This is a genomic window from Bacillus sp. KNSH39 (assembly GCF_052656585.1).
On the sequence record NZ_JBQXYO010000001.1, the window covers coordinates 752,411 to 769,748 of the forward strand.

Genomic DNA, 17,338 nt, shown 5'->3' on the forward strand with positions numbered 1-17,338 from the left:
AAAGCATGACAGTATACTGTCATGCTTTTTTATTAGAACTTGGCTGCAATAAAAATAATACTAAACCAATAAAAATAACGGTAATTCCTAGTCCTTGTTGTAAAGAAATGGTCTCATGTAATATAAAGTACGCTAGTATACAAGTGCCAATTGTTTCACCTAAAATACTCATTGAAATTACAGTAGCACTTATCCATTTTAATAACCAATTAAAAATGGTTTGTCCTAAAATTGTAGCAATGAAAGCTAATCCAATAAAGCACAACCAAGTTTGTGTAGAGTAATGGATGAAAGATTCTTGTTGCGTGAAAGCAAATATGCCAAGAAAGCCAGCACTACTTCCATAACTAATTACCGAATATGGTATAAGTGACAAATCTTTACGAACGTGTTGGCTAATGAAAAAATAAGCAGTAATGATACCGGCAGCGATAAGTGCTAAAATATCTCCATATAAAGCTTCTCCACTAATTTGGAAATCTTGCCAGCCAATGATGATACTACCTGAAATAGCGATGAGGCAACCAATAACTGCTCCTTTCGTAAATCTCTCCTTAAATAAAAAATAACCACCAATCATTGAGAACAAAGGTTGTAACGTTACGATAACTGTAGAGCTTGCTACAGAAGTATATTGTAATGATTCAAACCATAGTACATAATGTGCAGCTAAAAATAGCCCAGATATGAATCCAAGTGCCCATTGTTTTTTCGTTAAAGTTTTTAGCTCATTTCGACTATTTTTATTAAATAGTAATAACGGTAACAGGATCAGTGTGGCAAAGAATAATCGGTAAAAAGCAATGATTGTCGCAGGAGCATCTGCCAATTTTACAAAAATAGCTGAAGTTGATAAGGCGAATACACCAAAAAATAAGATGCAATATGAAAGAATAGGTGATTTCAAAGTTTGTCCCTCCGATAGAATGTTTATTATAATGAACTTAATACGATATAATGTACAAAGGTAAGTATATAAGTCCCGGAGATAATAGGAAAGGATTATTTGCCTTTGTTTAGTATGTCAGCACAAAGACAATGAAATATGCATTATGATGGATGAAAGGAAGTTTTACTATGATACATGATAGGCTTGGACAAACAGTATTAAGTTATCGTAAGAAAAATAATATGACAATTCGTGAATTCGCTGATTATGCAGGAATTAGTACATCACTAATTAGCCAAATTGAAAGAGGACATGCTAATCCTTCTTTAAATGTTTTGGAGTTAATTGCAAAAGCATTAAATGTACCGCTGTTTACACTTTTTATTAACGATATCGATACAGATTCGCTCATTTCTAAGAAAAAAGATCGAAAAAAAGTATATCGGGAAAACAATGATCACATTGTCTATGATGTATTAACACCTGATTTTATGAAAGCACGTATTGAAATGTTAATGATGGATTTAAATAAACGAGCAAACACAACAGAAAGCCATTATTCCCATGAAGATAAGGAAGAGATTGCTGTTATTATGAAAGGGGAAGTGTATGTGGAATTGGAGGGAAAAGAATATTTTTTAGAAGAAGGCGATGTTGTACGTATTCCACCGAATGTGAAGCATCGATTTTTGAATAAAAGTGATGAATCGAATCACATTTTATTTGTACTGACACCATCTTTAGGATGAAAATATAGTGATTTTTAATAGGGGAGAAAGAAAATGGAAAAAAGTATTTTGAAAGGCGGTCTTTCAATTATTTCTCAATGTAAAAAAGAAACAAATGATATTTGGCATGCACATTTTGGAGCAGCTGCAATTGCTAGTTATTTTTTTATGAAAGATAATAATATTGATGAAGAAACAGCTCGTAATATGTATTCGCAAACAAGGATGATGCTGAACAAGAAAAAAATTGGTGAGATGATTGATGATAAAAAAGAAATAGATTTTAAAATTGCGGAAAATATGATTATAAAATCTTTAGAACAAACGATTGATGAGCTTCATTGGGTGGGGCATAACGTCATTTATGCGTCATTAAGTTTATTAGCTATGAAAGAGCTACAAAAATGGGGTGATAATCAAGCAATTGAAGGGATTACTACTCTTATTTTATCATTTCGAAAAACAATTCCAGGTAGATCGTGGATTGGTTATACGACGAAAGAAGTAAAACAATTAAGTTTTGAAGAGGAGATACAAAGTGAATTGAGTAATCCAACACAAGTATCTCAGTTCATTTTAAATGAGTTATCGAAATTTAATAGTATTTATCGAGCGGAATCACATCATGATTTAATTGGGCATTTGCTTACATACTCCCACGCAATTAATATAATGTACGATTTAGGACATATAGATATATTTCAACGAGGGATACGTCCGCTGTTAAAACTAGTATACGTACTAAGAGCTAGCCAAAAGCTCAAGCTGAATACGGAAATAACTTTACACTCACCTATAGATCGATTACCTTTAATTCAATCTAAACGTGCAAATATTTTACCAACTGAAAATATATTTTGGATAAAAGACTATAGTGAATTCGATTGGGATTTTGGTCATGTATTTAAATTCTCATATAGTTATTTTAATCATATACAGAGAGCTCCAAATTATAAAGATATCACATTAGAAAAATTCCGTTATGTTATTCATTCTTAATGAACGTTAATGATCTGTAAAAGGATGTTTAATCTAGTTTCTTTTTTTGTTAGTAGTATATTATTTTTTCAAATATGTAAGATTTTACATGCGTATTTTACTTTTACTAATTATGTAAGTAGGCTATACTGAAATACATACATTTTATTTTTGGAGAGATGTAAAACGACATGGAACTAGCGAAATTGGAAAAAGTAATTGAAATAAAAAAAGAAGAACTTTTATATTTAGTATCGGATTATGGAATTCAACATGAAAAAGTATTGGCATTGAGTCAAGAACTAGACAAATTAATCAATTACTTTATGTTTTTAAAATAAAGAGAACTATGACGGGGTTTGTAAATGTTATAGTTCTTTTTTATTAGGTAATTTGAAAATATATTAAAATATATTGTCTAATTTCTTACAGAATGCGCAACTTGCTAGTCGAATATAAGGACTTTTGGTTATAATAAAAAGGAATTATTAATTGTATCGGTTAGGAGCGCAGCACATATGAAAACAGTTGTTGTTATCGGTGGAGGTATAACGGGACTTTCTACTATGTTTTATTTAGAAAAATTAAAAAAGGATTATAATATCGATTTAAATTTAATTCTTATTGAGAAAGAAGAGTATTTAGGTGGTAAAATCCATAGTGTGGAAGAAAAGGATTTCATTATGGAGTCAGGAGCGGATTCAATCGTTGCTCGTAATGAACACGTTATGCCACTTGTAAAAGATTTAAATTTAGAAAATGAAATGGTATATAATGAAACGGGTATTTCTTACATATATTCTGAAAACATGTTACATCCGATTCCTTCTGATACTATATTTGGGATACCGATGAGCGCCCAGTCGTTGTTTAGCAGTACGCTAGTCTCAACGAAGGGGAAAATCGTAGCTTTAAAAGATTTCATAACGAAAAATAAAGAGTTTACGAAAGATACATCACTTGCTTTATTTTTAGAAAGCTTTTTAGGGAAAGAGTTAGTGGAAAGACAAATTGCTCCTGTGCTTTCAGGTGTATATTCTGGTAAATTGAATGAGCTTACAATGGCATCTACATTACCGTATTTACTGGATTATAAAAATAAGTATGGAAGTATTATTAAAGGCTTTGAAGAGAATAAAAAACAATTTCAATCAGCAGGAAATAAAAAATTCGTATCATTTAAAGGTGGACTATCTACGATAATTAATCGCTTAGAAGAAGTGCTGACTGAAACTGTCGTAAAAAAAGGTGCTATAACGACGGCTGTAAGTAAACAAGAAGATCGATATGAGATTTCTTTTGCAAATCATGAAACAATACAAGCTGATTATGTTGTTTTAGCAGCTCCACATGATATTGCACAAACTTTATTACAGTCTAATGAGTTAAATGAGCAGTTTAATACATTTAAAAACTCATCTCTTATAAGTATTTATTTAGGATTTGACATACTAGATGAACAACTACCAGCTGATGGTACGGGGTTTATTGTAACGGAAAACAGTGATTTACATTGTGATGCTTGTACATGGACAAGTCGAAAGTGGAAACATACATCGGGTAAACAAAAATTATTAGTTAGAATGTTTTATAAGAGTACCAATCCGGTATATGAAACAATCAAGAATTACAGTGAAGAAGAATTAGTACGAGTCGCTTTATATGATATTGAAAAGAGTCTCGGAATTAAAGGTGAACCAGAAGTAGTTGAAGTTACAAATTGGAAAGATTTAATGCCGAAATATCATTTAGAACATAATCAAGCGGTTCAAGCATTACAAGAAAAAATGACGAATCTTTATCCAAATGTATATTTAGCTGGTGCCTCATATTATGGTGTTGGAATTGGTGCGTGTATTGGAAATGGAAAGAATATAGCCAATGAAATAATGGATACATTAAATAAATAATACTGTAGAATAAATAAAAACTGTCCCTTCAGCAAAATGGAGGAACAGTTTTTATTTATTTTATTTGAATGGAAATTGTATTGTTTTTTACATTGTTTTCTTTTATTGTTAATATTATTTCTCCAGACTCTTTAAATGAATACGGTGATAGTTGATAAATATCTTTTATATCAAGTTTTTCTTGTAATTTATTTACCGGTATTGATACGATATTTGGCTTCCATGTTTCTTGTTTTCCTGAAGGATATTCTATAAGTATTACCGGATTTTTTAACTTTATTGTTTCCCAAGAGACGAAATATAGTTGTACTTCTGTATCTTTTTTTAATAATTTTTCGGAGAAATAACCGAATTCGCCTACATTACCGAAAACAGTATAGTTTTGATTTTTTAATTTAATATCTAAATAACTAGGTTGATATGTTACTGCATGATAAGTTCCATATGAAAGTGAGAGTATGGCAGCGATTAAAATACCGATTGAAAATGCCTTAAAGCTATTGCCTTTAAAGCTAGTCATCATGAATGAGTTTGGTGTGAATTTTTTTGCGAATAAAAAAATAAGTAATATGAGTAAGAGGGATAAGCCGATGAATATATACATAGATTTTTACACCTCCATAGCGTAAAATGGATTAACTATATTTTACCATAAATGTATGGGTTAGGGTGGTTGTTTAGAAGGAAAAAATGAAGGAACAAATTCTTTACAGTTCTTGATAATTTAAAATTTGATTTATGAAAATTATAGCGTCATGTTTGAGTCGCAATCAGAAGGTATCCAATTCGTGTATATAGAATAAAGAGGGAATGCGCCATTAGAAATGTTTGACTTATGGAACAATAAGGACTTTACTAATTATACATATTTTTTCTGATATAATGAATGAGTAGAGAGAAAGGAGTGATCCTATGGCATTTCCTATATTAGAAACAGAACGCTTACGTTTAGTTGAAATAGAACAATCTTATTGTCAAAAAATATATGAAATCTTTTCATTGGATGAAGTGACGTGTTATTACGGTATGAATTCTTTTACGGAGTTTGGACAAGCTTCACGTATGATCGAATCTTTTTCAAAAAATTACTTTGAGAAAAAGGCAATACGATGGGGAATTGTGTTAAAAGAAACGAACGTTTTAATAGGAACAATTGGACTAAACAATTTACAATTATGGAGTAAACGATCTGAGATTGGATATGATCTGCATCCTCGTTATTGGGGAAATGGTTACGCTTCGGAAGCAGCTCGAGAAATTATTGATTATGGATTTAAAGATTTAGGTTTGTTTAGAATTGGAGCTATTACATATCCTGAAAATGATACTTCTTGTAGAATGTTATCTAAAATTGGCTTCCAAAAGGAAGGTCTATTGCGTGGATATATTCATCAAGGAAATAAGCAACACGATGCATTATTGTATTCTATAGTACGAACTGATATTGAGAACATAAATTTATAATAAAAAAAACCTCTTAATTAAAAGAGGTTTTTTTTATTATAAATTAACCTAATTTAGGTAATAAACGTTCTCCGCTTTTCATGCTACTTTTACATAAAGGGCATTTAGGCTCTTCTTCAAATGAAAAGTTCTTTCTCATCCATCCTAAACAATCCTCTGATTCACATTCCCAAACAGGGGTTTGTTCTGGTGGTACTTCTGCTACATCGTTCTTTCGATTGCGATACATGTAACCACTCCTTTTATGTAAAAAATTTTAGTTATATATTAAAAAGGTTGTTAACCTTGCTGGTAACAACCTTTTTATTGTTTGAATTATAGCTTTACAACGTTTTTAGCTTGAGGTCCGCGGTTACCTTCTTCAACTTCGAAACTAACTTCTTGACCTTCGTCAAGAGACTTGAAGCCGTCGCCAGTGATAGCTGAGAAGTGAACGAATACATCGTTACCGTCTGCAACTTCGATGAAACCGAAACCTTTTTCGCTGTTAAACCATTTTACTTTACCTGTTAATGTCATGGTAATGCCTCCTAAAAGTAGAAAAATTACAATATGATCGGCCTTATTTGAATGAAAATAAAAGTTCACATATTATCAAAAACCCATAAGGAGTACAAAATGTCCCTGATTGATACTTGATAATATGCAAAGAAAATATAGTGTTAAATTGACCTTAATTACTATCTTACAACAAATGGTTGGAAATAGCAAGTGCTGGTAATACCACTGAGTAATCTGGGTGATAATAGTAAAGGCACAAAGGCACCTCTTTTATTTATATATTATTCCTAATTTGGATTTATTCCAAACAAAAATCATTTATATGAAAAAATAAGTTTAAATAAAAGGCTAAATATTATTTTAATATTGCTGATGAGTACCATAATTAGGAGGATAAAATATTGCAAAATAAACAATTTAAAATAATTGAAGCAGCAAAAGAAGGAAGAAGAAAAGTTCATCCTGTTTTTGCTGTCATACTCGCGATTATATTTTTAACTTTAGGTGAATTATTTATGTTGTTTATGCTGATTTTACCGAAAGCAGAAACAACTTTTATGAAGGCGATTTATAGCGACATTGAGATGATATTAATGTTTGGCGGCGCAATATTTTTTGTGTTTTTATGGATTAGATTTGTAGAGAAAAGATCATTTTCATCCATTGGTTTTTGGAGAAATCAATGGATAAGAAAATATTTGAGAGGTACATTAATAGGATTTGTTTTCATTTCAATACCAGTCATGCTACTTTTATTAACTGGAAATGTACAACTACAAATGCAACACATTACACCAACCGCTATACTTGGAATTGTGGGATCTTTAGTTGCTTTTTTAATACAAGGTGCAACAGAAGAAATTGTTGTTCGGGGTTGGTTATTTCCAGTTCTTTCTGTTAGAAGCCGTATATGGATCGGTATTGTTGTAACTTCATTTTTATTTGGTTTTCTTCATTTACTAAATCCAGGTATTACAATTCTTTCAATATCGAATATAATATTAGTTGGTGTGTTTGCAGCTTTTTACGTTTTGAAAGATAGTAGTCTTTGGGGGATATGCGCATGGCATTCCATTTGGAATTGGGCACAATATAACGTATTTGGTTTTGCGGTTAGTGGAATGACAATGTATTCTACACCACTTTTTAAACCTGTAACAACTGGATCGGAATTCCTTCATGGAGGCTCGTTCGGAATTGAAGGTAGTATCATTACAACAATCATGCTCACTATCACTTCAATTGTTTTATGGAGAAAGTTATGGGGAAGAAAAGCGAAACAACGAAATTTTAGTTAATGAAAGAGGGGGAAACTATGGGGATAATAGCATTTGAGGGAGCAAGCGCTGTTGGTAAAAGTACCACGTGCCGTGAATTAGAAAAGAATTATGGTGCTTATATAATACCTGAAGTGAATTCTTTATTTGAAAGGCCAAAAAATGAACATAGAACATGGTATTTTGAAAAACAAGTTGAGCGCTGGAATATAGCTGTTCAGAAGTCAGAGCAATATGAATTAGTAATACTCGATGGGGATATATATCAACCACTTAGTTATAATTGGTGCTTTCATTTTGATATATTTAATCAGCCATTATCTTTAATAGAAAATTTTTATAAAGAAAAGATGATAAATAGGGAAATTGGTTTTCCGGATCAATATTTTTATTTATATACGAACGATGAAGAACTTAGAAAGCGGAAAGTATCTGATGAGACGAAAAGAAGAAGAAACTTTGAAAAACATTTACATATATCAAAATCGTTTCAGCGTTATTATGAAAATTTAAATACTGTTACAGATGGGTATTGTAAATTAATTGAGGCGAAAAGTGTAAGAAATAATGAATTAGAAATAGTGAGAAACTCAAAAAATTTGAATGTGTGTGAAGAAAGACGCTTTGATGTTTCGAGGTTAGATGCTATTACGAAGTGGTTAAAAGAAAATCGTGCATAAAGTAAAAACAACGAGTGTTGTAGAACGCGCTCGTTGTTTTTTTGTTTCTTTATAAATATAAAGGAAAAATTTGTAGAATATTTTCATTATTTAACAGAATAATCTTTCAATTTTAAAGAAAAAGAAATACAATATGAGGAAGTATATATAAATAATATGATAGGGGATGCGATGCGATATTTTGAATGAAGTAACAGTTTTTATATAAGAAATAATTAGGTAGTCAGAACAGAGATATTTGGGAGGAAACAAGCGAGATGAAAACATTTTTGAAAATAATAGGTGTTATAGCTGGTATGGCGGTAATCGGAGTAGGTTTAACATATGGTATGCTGCATTATTTAAATAATAGTAAACCAGCTGCGAAAAAGGCATCACCAGCTGCTCCAGCAGTAGAAGTATTAGCTGATAGTAACGTAAAAGCAGAAGATGCAAAGCTTTTAGAAAATGGCAATTATTCATTGCCAAATAGTGGTTTTAATAAAAATTTTAAATGGACAGATGAGAACATACAGACAGCATTACATGAAATGGCACATCAAAAAGCGAAAGCTGATCAAAAGTGGGGCTATATTTTTATTACACAAGAGCGGATTGAAAGCTTAATTGATATTGTAAAGAGTAATGATCTTGTGCAGGGAAGTACATATGTAGAAATTTTAGAACGATGGAAACAAGGAAAATATGAAAAGGTTGATGGGGATCACAATAAGATTTGGAAATTACAAAGTGGGAATTTAGGAGAAGGAAAAGGAGTAATGTCGGAAGCTGAGCAAAAAGAATTAATTAATCAAGTGTTTATGAACAAAGGTACATATTCAGGTAGTAAATTAATTGCAGGTGGCGGACAGACTAATAAATAATATACTAATTAATGTAAGAGAGTAATTGCTTATTAGGCAATTACTCTTTTTAAATGTACTTCTTAATATCTTAATCTCGTTCAAGTAAGGAAAGAAACGACTGTAACACCGGGGAAATCCATCTGGATTTATGATAGATTACATGACTTTGAATAACTGTTGGAGTTTCGATAGGCTGAAAACATAGTTGTTCTTTTTGACAACTTTCCTGTACAACGATATAAGGAAGAATTGAAATGCCTAACTCACACATGACGGATTGTTTAATGACTTCAACATTGGAAGTTTCAAATGTTTTAGCTGGAATATTTCCGCTTTGACGTAAAAAACGATCTACCATTGTCCTATAGCCGCAGCTTTGTTCTGTAAAAATGAACTGGGTTTCCTGTAATAACTGGAATGGATTTGTATGTGCAGCGGAATAAGCTGGTAAAATCCATCCAAATGTTTCATTACTAAAAGTACGCGTAATAAAATCATTATGTTCTATACTTTCTCCAATTATGAAGACAACGTCTGTTTCTCCTTCACGTAATTTTTGTAATGCTTGTTCATTTGTGTTCGTTTCAAGTACGATATTTACTTTCGGATTTTTCTGTTTGTAAGTACGTAATAATTGTGGTAATCGGTATACCGCTAATGATTCATTAGATGTAATACTTAATGTACCTTCTAAATAATCTGTATTTTGGGGGATTTCTTGCGCTTTTTCATATATTGAAAGTAATTCTAATGCATAAGGATGAAATTGATGACCGGCTTTTGTAAGTAGCACTTTTTTCCCTAACCGATCGAAAAGAGGGATATGTAAATCGTTCTCTAAAGCTTTCATATGTGCTGTAACAGTAGATTGCGCATAACCTAGCGCGTGCGCAGCTTTAGAAAAACTACCATACTTCACAATGGCGCAAAATGTTTTAACATGTCTCATTTCCATAAGCGATCCCTCTTTTATTATCATGATTTGTGAATGATTATATCATGTATTTTAATTTTCCAAATGATTAAATTCTGTATAAAATGAAATTGTAGAAATATTCATTCAGGTGATATTGGAGGAGAAAAGATGATCAAAAAGGGCTATCATGTAGCTGTTGTTGGGGCTACAGGTGCGGTAGGGCAAAAAATTATTGAACTGTTAGAGAATGAAATGAAGTTTAATATAGTTGAAGTTACATTGCTTTCGTCAAAACGATCCGCTGGTAAGAAAGTAAGATTCAAAGGACGAGAGATAATTATACAAGAGGCAAAAACAACTAGCTTTGAAGGTGTAGATATTGCCTTTTTTAGCGCTGGGGGAGAAGTATCTAGACAATTTGTAACTCATGCAGTTTCTAGTGGTGCGATTGTAATTGATAACACAAGTGAGTACCGAATGGCACAAGGTGTACCGCTCGTTGTTCCGGAAGTGAATGCGCACACTTTAAAACAGCATAAAGGTATCATTGCAGTTCCAAATTGTTCAGCACTACAGATGGTAACAGCACTTCAGCCGATTCGAAAATCATTCGGTTTAGAAAGAATTATCGTTTCAACATATCAAGCTGTATCGGGTTCTGGCATTCATGCGATTCATGAATTACGAGAGCAGGCTAAGTCTATACTTGCAGGTGAAGAAGTGAAGAGTGATATATTACCGGTGAAAAAAGATAAAAAACATTATCCAATAGCATTTAATGTACTGCCTCAAGTAGATATATTTACAGACAATGATTTTACTTTTGAAGAAGTCAAAATGATTCAAGAAACGAAGAAAATATTAGAAGATGAAAACTTGAAAATGGCAGCTACTTGTGTACGTGTTCCAGTTGTATCGGGGCATTCAGAATCGGTTTATATAGAACTGGAAAAAGAAGCAAGCGTTGCGGAAATCAAGGGAATACTAATGGATGCACCAGGTGTTATTTTGCAGGATAACCCTAGTGAACAGTTGTATCCAATGCCATTATATGCAGAAGGGAAAATAGATACATTTGTCGGAAGAATACGTAAAGATCCTGATACGCCAAACGGATTCCACCTCTGGATTGTTTCCGATAACCTATTAAAAGGTGCGGCTTGGAATTCAGTTCAAATCGCAGAGACTTTAGTGGAAAAGGGGATACTTTAATATAGTTTAAAAAACTGGGGAATCGTTAATGATTCCCCAGTTTGTATTTCATAATTGATTTCTTTATTTCGGCCGACTTTAATTAAAATTAGTCGTTATTGAATTTTTATAAATATCTACTTTATGTGCAGTGAAGCGTAAGGTTTTGGATTCTGCATGAATTGTAAGATTAATAATAATCGATAACGGCATTTCGACCGTTTTCACAATATCTTCTATAGCAATATACTCATTTTTTGCTTCCTTATAATAAACAACAGAACGAATTACGGCCTCGTCACCTTCAATATCAATTTCACACATCAGAGGGGATTTTTCACCATTATGTAAGAATAATTCGCCTAGTACGATTGAACCGTTTAATTCTTCTGTAAAATTAGTAGTTGCCGCTGGTTTTACCCATGTTTCGTCATGTTCTTCGTTTTCCTCTTCATCTATTGCCCATTCCCAAATGGGGTTTTGTTTTAGGTCCTCAATAGTTAATTTATCAATTGGTTTGCAACTACTCATACATAAATTCTCCTTTTATTTTGATAAATAAGTTTTTTGATTTCATGAATTAGATGATTGCTTATAAGTGGGTTTAACAAAGTATTTTGCTCATTTGATATCCAAACTACTGTATTTTGAAATAAAGCTATTACAGCAATATTAACAAAACTTTAATTGTCTAGTAAATAATTATTAGTGGAGATATTAAAATGGGATGGTGTTAAAGAAAGATAGTAAAAAACATCAAGGATGAATGAAATCCATTTGGTACGATATGGATATATCCAATGTGAGGGGGAGTTTGATGTATCAAGTAAAGGGGTATTTTTCATCATTAAAAGGAAGTTATTATGAGATTGGAAAGCAACAAGGGGAATTCGTGAAACAAAATCCGTATCTCATCCCGCAATTTATACACGAAGAAAATGTAATATCTAATAACCATTGGACAGAATCGAGAAATATACTAAACAAACATTGTCCAGGCATAAATGAAGAAATTGAGGGGTTTTGTGAAGTGTTAAAAATTCCTTCAAAAAATATGATGTATTACTATCAAACACTATTGAAAGCAGGTTGTAGTCATTGTGCAGTATTACCTAAAAAGACCGATTTAGAGCACACATATGTATTAAGGAATTATGATTTGTCACCAGTAATAGATGATATGCGTTTTTGTTCAACTCATGTTGAAGGTGCGTATGCACATAGTGGCTTTTCTACTCAATATTTTGGCCGAACGGAAGGGATAAACGAGCATGGATTAGCTGTTACATTTTCAGCATGTGGTCAACCAGTAGGAAATATTGCAGGTTTAAGAAAGCCAATGGTGAGTGGTTTACAATGTTTTGCGGTAATTCGATTGTTGTTGGAGAAATGTAAAAATGTGCAGGAAGCTAAGTTACTAATAGAAGAAATCCCAATTGCTAGTAATATTAATTTAATAATAGCTGATCCTTTAAATGCAGCATATATTGAAATATTTGACGGTCATAAATCCACAATAACGATTGATGGTGAAAAACAAGCTTTTATTGTATCAACAAACCATGCAGTTAGTTCATCAATTCAGAAATTAAATAATAGGAAATTAGAACAATCAACAAAGAGATATCACCTTTTACATGAGCATTTAAATAGATGTGAACAAGTAAGCATAGAGTCTTTAAAAAAGTTAGTAGAAGAAGAATATCCTGCTGGACTTACTGTGCATAACTATGAAGAATGGTTTGGAACTTTACATTCTGTATTATTCGATTTACATGATCGTACAATGAAGATTTGTTTCGGATCACCACTTTTAAACGACTGGTATTCATTGAAAGTTGGAGGAAGTATGCCGTTTTCTGAGGTGAACGTGAACTTTAAAAATAAAACTTATACTGACTTTTGGAAGGAAGATAAGAATGAATTGATACCTAAAAGATAAATGGGATAAGATGGTGATGTAAAGAGTGCATTTATACTGGAGGGATTATCAATACTAAAAGTTACGTTACCATTTGTTCTTATCTTTTTTCTTGTCATTGCGATGTATATTGCTTATTAAAAGAGAAAAAAGTCTGGGATAAAAGGATTGAAAAGTGCGGTAACTTCTATTTGTTTCTTTTCACTTGCAATCTTAAATATGTTTGCATATTGGTTTCATTTTGGCGGTGCTTTTACTTTGTTATTTTCAATTGTATTATTGCTAGTTGGTGCATATTTTACTAAATATATTCCAATATCTAAAAAGGTACATTAAAGTTTATAAGAGTTAAATATAATGTTTACTTTGTTTTGAAAAGAGATTATTCTACTAAATTGTTGTGAAACGGTTTCATAGGATAATCTCTTTTGTTTAGTTTTGGAAAGAACGTACTGTGATTTTTAGTTGCTCAATAAATTCTCGAGTTGCAGCACACATATATTTATCTTTTCTATAAATTAGCCCTATTTCAATTATTGGAGTAGGGTTTTCTATTTTAATAGCTTGAATGTTTTTATTTTGTAAAAAGTCTATATATGGTTTGGGTAACACTGTAATTCCCATTCCTTTGGAAACCATTTGGATTAAAGATTCCATCGTACTAATTTCTAAAATTGGCCTTGGTGTAAAGTTTAACTTTTGACAATGAGATGTAATTAGTTCGGTTAAAAAGAAATTTTTAGGTAAAAGAATTAAAGGGTAGTTCTGTAATTCAGCAATAGATACATGATTACATTCAGCTAATCGATGACCAGTGGGCACGACCAATGTAAGATTGCTTTTGTATAGAGGGATGGAGATAATCTCTTTATCTTGCACCGGGAGAAATGTAATTCCAATATCTAGTTCGTTTTGTAATAATTTTTCACGAATATCTCCTGTACGAAGCCCTAATACAGAAAGCTCTATATTAGGATATAAATTATTAAAATTTAAAATAGCTGTTGGTAGTAAATAATTTACGACGGTTAACAAAGCCCCTATTGTTAAGGAACCTTGCTGTAATCCGTTTAGGTCTTGAATAGCTGAACGAGCTTGTTCGACTTCATGAAAAATGGTTTTACTATGTGATAATAAAATCTTCCCTGCTTCAGTTAATGATATTTTTTTACCAATTCGATCGAAAAGTGGCATTCCTACTTCATGCTCTAATGCACGTATTTGTTGACTTAGTGAAGGCTGTGAAATATTTAATTTTTCAGCTGCTTTTGTGAAATGTAATTCTTTTGAAACAGCTAAAAAGTATTCAAGTTGTCGTAATTCGATTGGAATCACCTCAAGTATAATGATAGGTTATACCTATCATTATTATATAAATAATTGAATTGAACAATGATTTTAGAGGTTTTATAATCATCTTTATGTAACAGAGAGGGTTGTAAAAATTAATCGAGAGAAAATACATGTAACACCTTTAAAGGAGGAAATAGAATGGCTAATGAATATCAATTATTATCTTTAAATATAGGATTACCAAAAGAGGTTATATACGGCGGAAAAGTAATTCATACAGGCATAAATAAGAAACAAGTAAGGGAACCGGTATATTTATCCTTTGTAAAATTTAATGGAGATGGACAGGCGGACTTAGTTCATCATGGAGGAGTAGATAAAGCAGTTTGTGTTTATACTGGTGATCACTATCCATACTGGGAAAAAGAATTGAATCAAGATCTTGTATATGGGGCTTTCGGAGAAAATATAACAGTTAGTGGTATGCGCGAAGAGGATGTTTGTATTGGTGATACGTTTGAGCTCGGAGAGGCAATCGTACAGGTAACACAACCAAGGCAACCTTGTTTTAAATTAGCAAAAAAATATAATATTCCAAAGTTACCACTATATTTTCAAGAAACAGGATATACAGGATTTTATTTTCGTGTATTAAAAGAAGGATGGGTATCATCAGTCGATACCTTAAAAAAACTACAGTCTGATCCAAAAGGTGTTTCAGTAGCGTTTGCTAATCGTATCATGCATAAGGAAAAACAAAATATTGAAGGGGTAAAAAGGATATTAGAAGTAAATGCACTTTCATGTAGTTGGAGAAAGTCTTTTGAAAAGCGTATAAGTGGAGAAGAAATTAATACGAAGGAAAGACTTGAAGGAATAAAAGACTAAAAATATTTTATTATAAATAGTGTATTTCTATTAGTAAAAGCTAATTAGAAAGCGCTATTTTTGTATAATAAACTAATTAATATCCAGAAATCTTAATATCGTTTTATTCGACTTATTTTCAAATAGTCAAAACATAAAATTAATTAGACTTTTTTTTTATGTTTTGTGATAGTATATTGATTGGTAAGACCTCTATTTTTAAGAGTAGGTCATATAAGTATATCTAATTTAATGGAATTTAACATTTGGAGGTACAACATGGGGAATGTTGAAAAATTGGCAAGTCTTCTAATAGAAGAACCGAAAAGAGAGCAGTTATTTCCTTTATTTGAAGAAGTGTTTGGAATTACAACTCAAACATTGAATGATTTTTCGGATAAAGGATATTGGGATGATACATATAAAGCTTTATCATTTTTACAAGAAGATAAAGTGATTGCAAATGTTGCGGCATTTTCACTCCCATTATTAATTAATGGTGAAAAAATAAATGCAGCGGGTATTCAATCAGTAATGACACACCCTAATTTTCGTAGACAAGGGTTAATGACACAATTAATGGGTAAAATGATAGAAGAAATCGATAAGAAATGTGAATGTGCATTATTGTTTACGGAAAACCCTGAACTATATACAGCATTTGGATTTAAAGTTGTGCAGGAATATTTGATGACTATACCATATGATAAAAATATTAATAATAACGATTCACTACTTAAAAAGTTAGATTACTATAATATAGAGAATAGACAGTTAATACATGAAACTATTGATAGTAGCCAAAGACTTTCAAATAGTTTTTCAACTTTAAACTTCCATCCTTCATTTTATTTGAATATGTATGATTCGGAATGGAATGAGAAATTGTATTATTCAGAGAAACTAGATGCTCTAATCGTTTATGAAGTAGAAAATGAAAAGTTGAAATTATTTGGAGTATTTGCGCCAGTACTTCCGGTTTTAGATGAATTATGTGGAGAAATCAATGAAAGGTTTACGGAAATCGAATTTTATTTTTCTCCGGATCAATTAGGGGTTGAGGATGTACAGTTTACAGAAGTACAGTCTAGCAAGTATTTAATGGTTCGAAGTGATAAAGAGTTAGATTTTAAAGGTTATAAATTCCCAGTATTAGCGGAGTTTTAAATGTCTATATAAATGCTTTATTATGGAGGAGCTATGAATATATCGTATATACCAGAACATATTGAGCAACTCACTATAATGAATGTACCTGAATACTATAAAATTAATGATAATCATGCGTTTATTGTCCGTTCGAAAGCAGAAACTGATTTTTGGCTTAAAACACATTATGGTTTTGAAGTAATGAATGGTCATGTATTTTATAATGAGATGATGACAGACTTTCAAGCTGAAGTTCAGTTACGTATGAATCCAAATTCAAAATTCGATCAAGCAGGTCTTTTTGTTATGATTTCGGAGAACTGTTGGCTAAAAACATCTTTAGAATATATCCCTGAAGGGCCATCTCACTTAGGTGCTGTCGTAACGAATAATGGATATTCTGACTGGTCAACGCAAGATTATCCAACTGAAGCAGCTAAGCAACAACTTCGTTTTCGAATTATTCGAAAAAGCGGTGATTATACAATATATGTGAAAAAGGGTCATCAATGGGAACAAATAAGAATCGCTCATTTAATGGAGGATATAGGGAAAGAGCCTGTTAAAATAGGTTTTTACACGTGTAGTCCTTCTAAAAATAAGGGATTTGAGACTGAGTTTTTACATTTTAAAATTGAAGAAATATAGATGAAAAACCGTATTCTTTTCATTAAGAATGCGGTTTTTGTATTTATATAATATAAAGCACATTTATTGACTAGAAAGTCA

At 31.7% G+C, this 17,338-nt stretch carries 21 protein-coding genes; 14 read left to right on the forward strand and 7 right to left on the reverse strand.

Annotated features, from left to right (window positions below; translation table 11 throughout):
• Positions 1-19: 19 nt before the first annotated feature.
• Positions 20-907, reverse strand: a complete 888-nt coding sequence (locus ACUL40_RS03820) for a DMT family transporter (RefSeq protein WP_048656918.1) — start codon at positions 905-907, stop codon at positions 20-22.
• A gap of 170 nt (positions 908-1,077) precedes the next feature.
• On the opposite strand from ACUL40_RS03820, the gene ACUL40_RS03825 reads away from it, so the two are divergent.
• The 4 genes from ACUL40_RS03825 to ACUL40_RS03840 all read left to right on the forward strand — a co-directional run bounded on the left by ACUL40_RS03825 (position 1,078) and on the right by ACUL40_RS03840 (position 4,505).
• On the forward strand, positions 1,078-1,638 hold the full coding sequence (locus ACUL40_RS03825) for a helix-turn-helix domain-containing protein (protein WP_000581031.1): 561 nt from the start codon (positions 1,078-1,080) through the stop codon (positions 1,636-1,638).
• A gap of 33 nt (positions 1,639-1,671) precedes the next feature.
• Positions 1,672-2,616, forward strand: a complete 945-nt coding sequence (locus tag ACUL40_RS03830; RefSeq protein WP_000415694.1) for a hypothetical protein — start codon at positions 1,672-1,674, stop codon at positions 2,614-2,616.
• 170 nt (positions 2,617-2,786) lie between these two features.
• Complete coding sequence (locus ACUL40_RS03835; protein WP_000417698.1) at positions 2,787-2,936, forward strand: aspartyl-phosphate phosphatase Spo0E family protein; 150 nt, start codon at positions 2,787-2,789, stop codon at positions 2,934-2,936.
• A 177-nt stretch (positions 2,937-3,113) separates the two neighbouring features.
• Positions 3,114-4,505, forward strand: a complete 1,392-nt coding sequence (locus ACUL40_RS03840) for a protoporphyrinogen oxidase (RefSeq protein WP_048538736.1) — start codon at positions 3,114-3,116, stop codon at positions 4,503-4,505.
• A 55-nt stretch (positions 4,506-4,560) separates the two neighbouring features.
• Here the strand turns inward: ACUL40_RS03840 and ACUL40_RS03845 are convergent, their stop codons facing one another.
• On the reverse strand, positions 4,561-5,109 hold the full coding sequence (locus ACUL40_RS03845; protein ID WP_445422954.1) for a hypothetical protein: 549 nt from the start codon (positions 5,107-5,109) through the stop codon (positions 4,561-4,563).
• A 308-nt stretch (positions 5,110-5,417) separates the two neighbouring features.
• Between ACUL40_RS03845 and ACUL40_RS03850 the strand changes: the two genes are divergently transcribed.
• Positions 5,418-5,969 carry a GNAT family N-acetyltransferase gene (locus ACUL40_RS03850; RefSeq protein WP_000885397.1) on the forward strand — a complete coding sequence of 184 codons (552 nt, stop codon included), beginning with the start codon at positions 5,418-5,420 and terminating at the stop codon, positions 5,967-5,969.
• A 43-nt stretch (positions 5,970-6,012) separates the two neighbouring features.
• Here the strand turns inward: ACUL40_RS03850 and ACUL40_RS03855 are convergent, their stop codons facing one another.
• A complete protein-coding gene (locus ACUL40_RS03855) occupies positions 6,013-6,198 on the reverse strand; it encodes a cold-shock protein (protein ID WP_000286203.1) in 186 nt (61 codons plus the stop codon).
• Positions 6,199-6,284: 86 nt separating this feature from the next.
• Positions 6,285-6,488 carry a cold-shock protein CspD gene (gene cspD, locus ACUL40_RS03860; protein ID WP_000176366.1) on the reverse strand — a complete coding sequence of 68 codons (204 nt, stop codon included), beginning with the start codon at positions 6,486-6,488 and terminating at the stop codon, positions 6,285-6,287.
• A 383-nt stretch (positions 6,489-6,871) separates the two neighbouring features.
• Here cspD and ACUL40_RS03865 point away from each other — a divergent pair, with 383 nt between their 5' ends.
• From ACUL40_RS03865 to ACUL40_RS03875, 3 genes are all read left to right on the forward strand, one after another.
• Positions 6,872-7,768: a CPBP family intramembrane glutamic endopeptidase gene (locus ACUL40_RS03865; RefSeq protein ID WP_445422953.1), complete on the forward strand. Its 897-nt coding sequence runs from the start codon at positions 6,872-6,874 to the stop codon at positions 7,766-7,768.
• Positions 7,768-8,427, forward strand: coding sequence for an AAA family ATPase (locus tag ACUL40_RS03870; protein WP_119683340.1), 660 nt, complete (start codon positions 7,768-7,770; stop codon positions 8,425-8,427). Before ACUL40_RS03865 ends, ACUL40_RS03870 begins: the two co-directional genes overlap by 1 nt.
• Before the next feature lie 257 nt (positions 8,428-8,684).
• The gene (locus ACUL40_RS03875) at positions 8,685-9,290 is read left to right on the forward strand and encodes a PRK06770 family protein (protein WP_000846982.1); all 606 of its coding nucleotides are present in this window, start codon (positions 8,685-8,687) and stop codon (positions 9,288-9,290) included.
• Between the two features lie 70 nt (positions 9,291-9,360).
• Here the strand turns inward: ACUL40_RS03875 and ACUL40_RS03880 are convergent, their stop codons facing one another.
• Complete coding sequence (locus tag ACUL40_RS03880; protein ID WP_088054570.1) at positions 9,361-10,227, reverse strand: LysR family transcriptional regulator; 867 nt, start codon at positions 10,225-10,227, stop codon at positions 9,361-9,363.
• A 129-nt stretch (positions 10,228-10,356) separates the two neighbouring features.
• On the opposite strand from ACUL40_RS03880, the gene ACUL40_RS03885 reads away from it, so the two are divergent.
• Entirely contained in the window at positions 10,357-11,400 is a 1,044-nt protein-coding gene (locus ACUL40_RS03885) for an aspartate-semialdehyde dehydrogenase (RefSeq protein ID WP_000591709.1), read from the forward strand.
• A 78-nt stretch (positions 11,401-11,478) separates the two neighbouring features.
• On the opposite strand, the gene ACUL40_RS03890 is transcribed toward ACUL40_RS03885, so the two are convergent.
• Complete coding sequence (locus ACUL40_RS03890) at positions 11,479-11,910, reverse strand: hypothetical protein (RefSeq protein WP_445422952.1); 432 nt, start codon at positions 11,908-11,910, stop codon at positions 11,479-11,481.
• Between the two features lie 286 nt (positions 11,911-12,196).
• On the opposite strand from ACUL40_RS03890, the gene ACUL40_RS03895 reads away from it, so the two are divergent.
• Positions 12,197-13,321 (forward strand): C45 family autoproteolytic acyltransferase/hydolase, encoded by a 1,125-nt coding sequence (locus ACUL40_RS03895; RefSeq protein ID WP_000285230.1) that lies wholly within the window; start codon positions 12,197-12,199, stop codon positions 13,319-13,321.
• A 147-nt stretch (positions 13,322-13,468) separates the two neighbouring features.
• Entirely contained in the window at positions 13,469-13,636 is a 168-nt protein-coding gene (locus ACUL40_RS03900) for a hypothetical protein (protein WP_011110086.1), read from the forward strand.
• Positions 13,637-13,732: 96 nt separating this feature from the next.
• On the opposite strand, the gene ACUL40_RS03905 is transcribed toward ACUL40_RS03900, so the two are convergent.
• Complete coding sequence (locus ACUL40_RS03905) at positions 13,733-14,635, reverse strand: LysR family transcriptional regulator (protein WP_445422951.1); 903 nt, start codon at positions 14,633-14,635, stop codon at positions 13,733-13,735.
• 156 nt (positions 14,636-14,791) lie between these two features.
• On the opposite strand from ACUL40_RS03905, the gene ACUL40_RS03910 reads away from it, so the two are divergent.
• The 3 genes from ACUL40_RS03910 to ACUL40_RS03920 all read left to right on the forward strand — a co-directional run bounded on the left by ACUL40_RS03910 (position 14,792) and on the right by ACUL40_RS03920 (position 17,257).
• Entirely contained in the window at positions 14,792-15,481 is a 690-nt protein-coding gene (locus ACUL40_RS03910) for an MOSC domain-containing protein (RefSeq protein WP_229175421.1), read from the forward strand.
• A 258-nt stretch (positions 15,482-15,739) separates the two neighbouring features.
• Complete coding sequence (locus ACUL40_RS03915; protein WP_000528673.1) at positions 15,740-16,627, forward strand: GNAT family N-acetyltransferase; 888 nt, start codon at positions 15,740-15,742, stop codon at positions 16,625-16,627.
• A 33-nt stretch (positions 16,628-16,660) separates the two neighbouring features.
• Entirely contained in the window at positions 16,661-17,257 is a 597-nt protein-coding gene (locus ACUL40_RS03920; RefSeq protein ID WP_445422950.1) for a DUF1349 domain-containing protein, read from the forward strand.
• Positions 17,258-17,338 lie beyond the last annotated feature (81 nt).

Bases quoted from the DNA above. Each gene is read 5' to 3' on its own strand.
- ACUL40_RS03850 (WP_000885397.1), top strand. From the start codon at position 5,418: ATGGCATTTCCTATATTAGAAACAGAACGCTTACGTTTAGTTGAAATA.
- ACUL40_RS03825 (WP_000581031.1), top strand. From the start codon at position 1,078: ATGATACATGATAGGCTTGGACAAACAGTATTAAGTTATCGTAAGAAA.
- ACUL40_RS03885 (WP_000591709.1), top strand. From the start codon at position 10,357: ATGATCAAAAAGGGCTATCATGTAGCTGTTGTTGGGGCTACAGGTGCG.
- ACUL40_RS03835 (WP_000417698.1), top strand. From the start codon at position 2,787: ATGGAACTAGCGAAATTGGAAAAAGTAATTGAAATAAAAAAAGAAGAA.
- cspD (WP_000176366.1), bottom strand. From the start codon at position 6,488: ATGACATTAACAGGTAAAGTAAAATGGTTTAACAGCGAAAAAGGTTTC.
- ACUL40_RS03915 (WP_000528673.1), top strand. From the start codon at position 15,740: ATGGGGAATGTTGAAAAATTGGCAAGTCTTCTAATAGAAGAACCGAAA.
- ACUL40_RS03875 (WP_000846982.1), top strand. From the start codon at position 8,685: ATGAAAACATTTTTGAAAATAATAGGTGTTATAGCTGGTATGGCGGTA.
- ACUL40_RS03830 (WP_000415694.1), top strand. From the start codon at position 1,672: ATGGAAAAAAGTATTTTGAAAGGCGGTCTTTCAATTATTTCTCAATGT.
- ACUL40_RS03855 (WP_000286203.1), bottom strand. From the start codon at position 6,198: ATGTATCGCAATCGAAAGAACGATGTAGCAGAAGTACCACCAGAACAA.
- ACUL40_RS03890 (WP_445422952.1), bottom strand. From the start codon at position 11,910: ATGAGTAGTTGCAAACCAATTGATAAATTAACTATTGAGGACCTAAAA.
- ACUL40_RS03910 (WP_229175421.1), top strand. From the start codon at position 14,792: ATGGCTAATGAATATCAATTATTATCTTTAAATATAGGATTACCAAAA.
- ACUL40_RS03880 (WP_088054570.1), bottom strand. From the start codon at position 10,227: ATGGAAATGAGACATGTTAAAACATTTTGCGCCATTGTGAAGTATGGT.
- ACUL40_RS03840 (WP_048538736.1), top strand. From the start codon at position 3,114: ATGAAAACAGTTGTTGTTATCGGTGGAGGTATAACGGGACTTTCTACT.
- ACUL40_RS03895 (WP_000285230.1), top strand. From the start codon at position 12,197: ATGTATCAAGTAAAGGGGTATTTTTCATCATTAAAAGGAAGTTATTAT.
- ACUL40_RS03845 (WP_445422954.1), bottom strand. From the start codon at position 5,109: ATGTATATATTCATCGGCTTATCCCTCTTACTCATATTACTTATTTTT.
- ACUL40_RS03920 (WP_445422950.1), top strand. From the start codon at position 16,661: ATGAATATATCGTATATACCAGAACATATTGAGCAACTCACTATAATG.
- ACUL40_RS03870 (WP_119683340.1), top strand. From the start codon at position 7,768: ATGAAAGAGGGGGAAACTATGGGGATAATAGCATTTGAGGGAGCAAGC.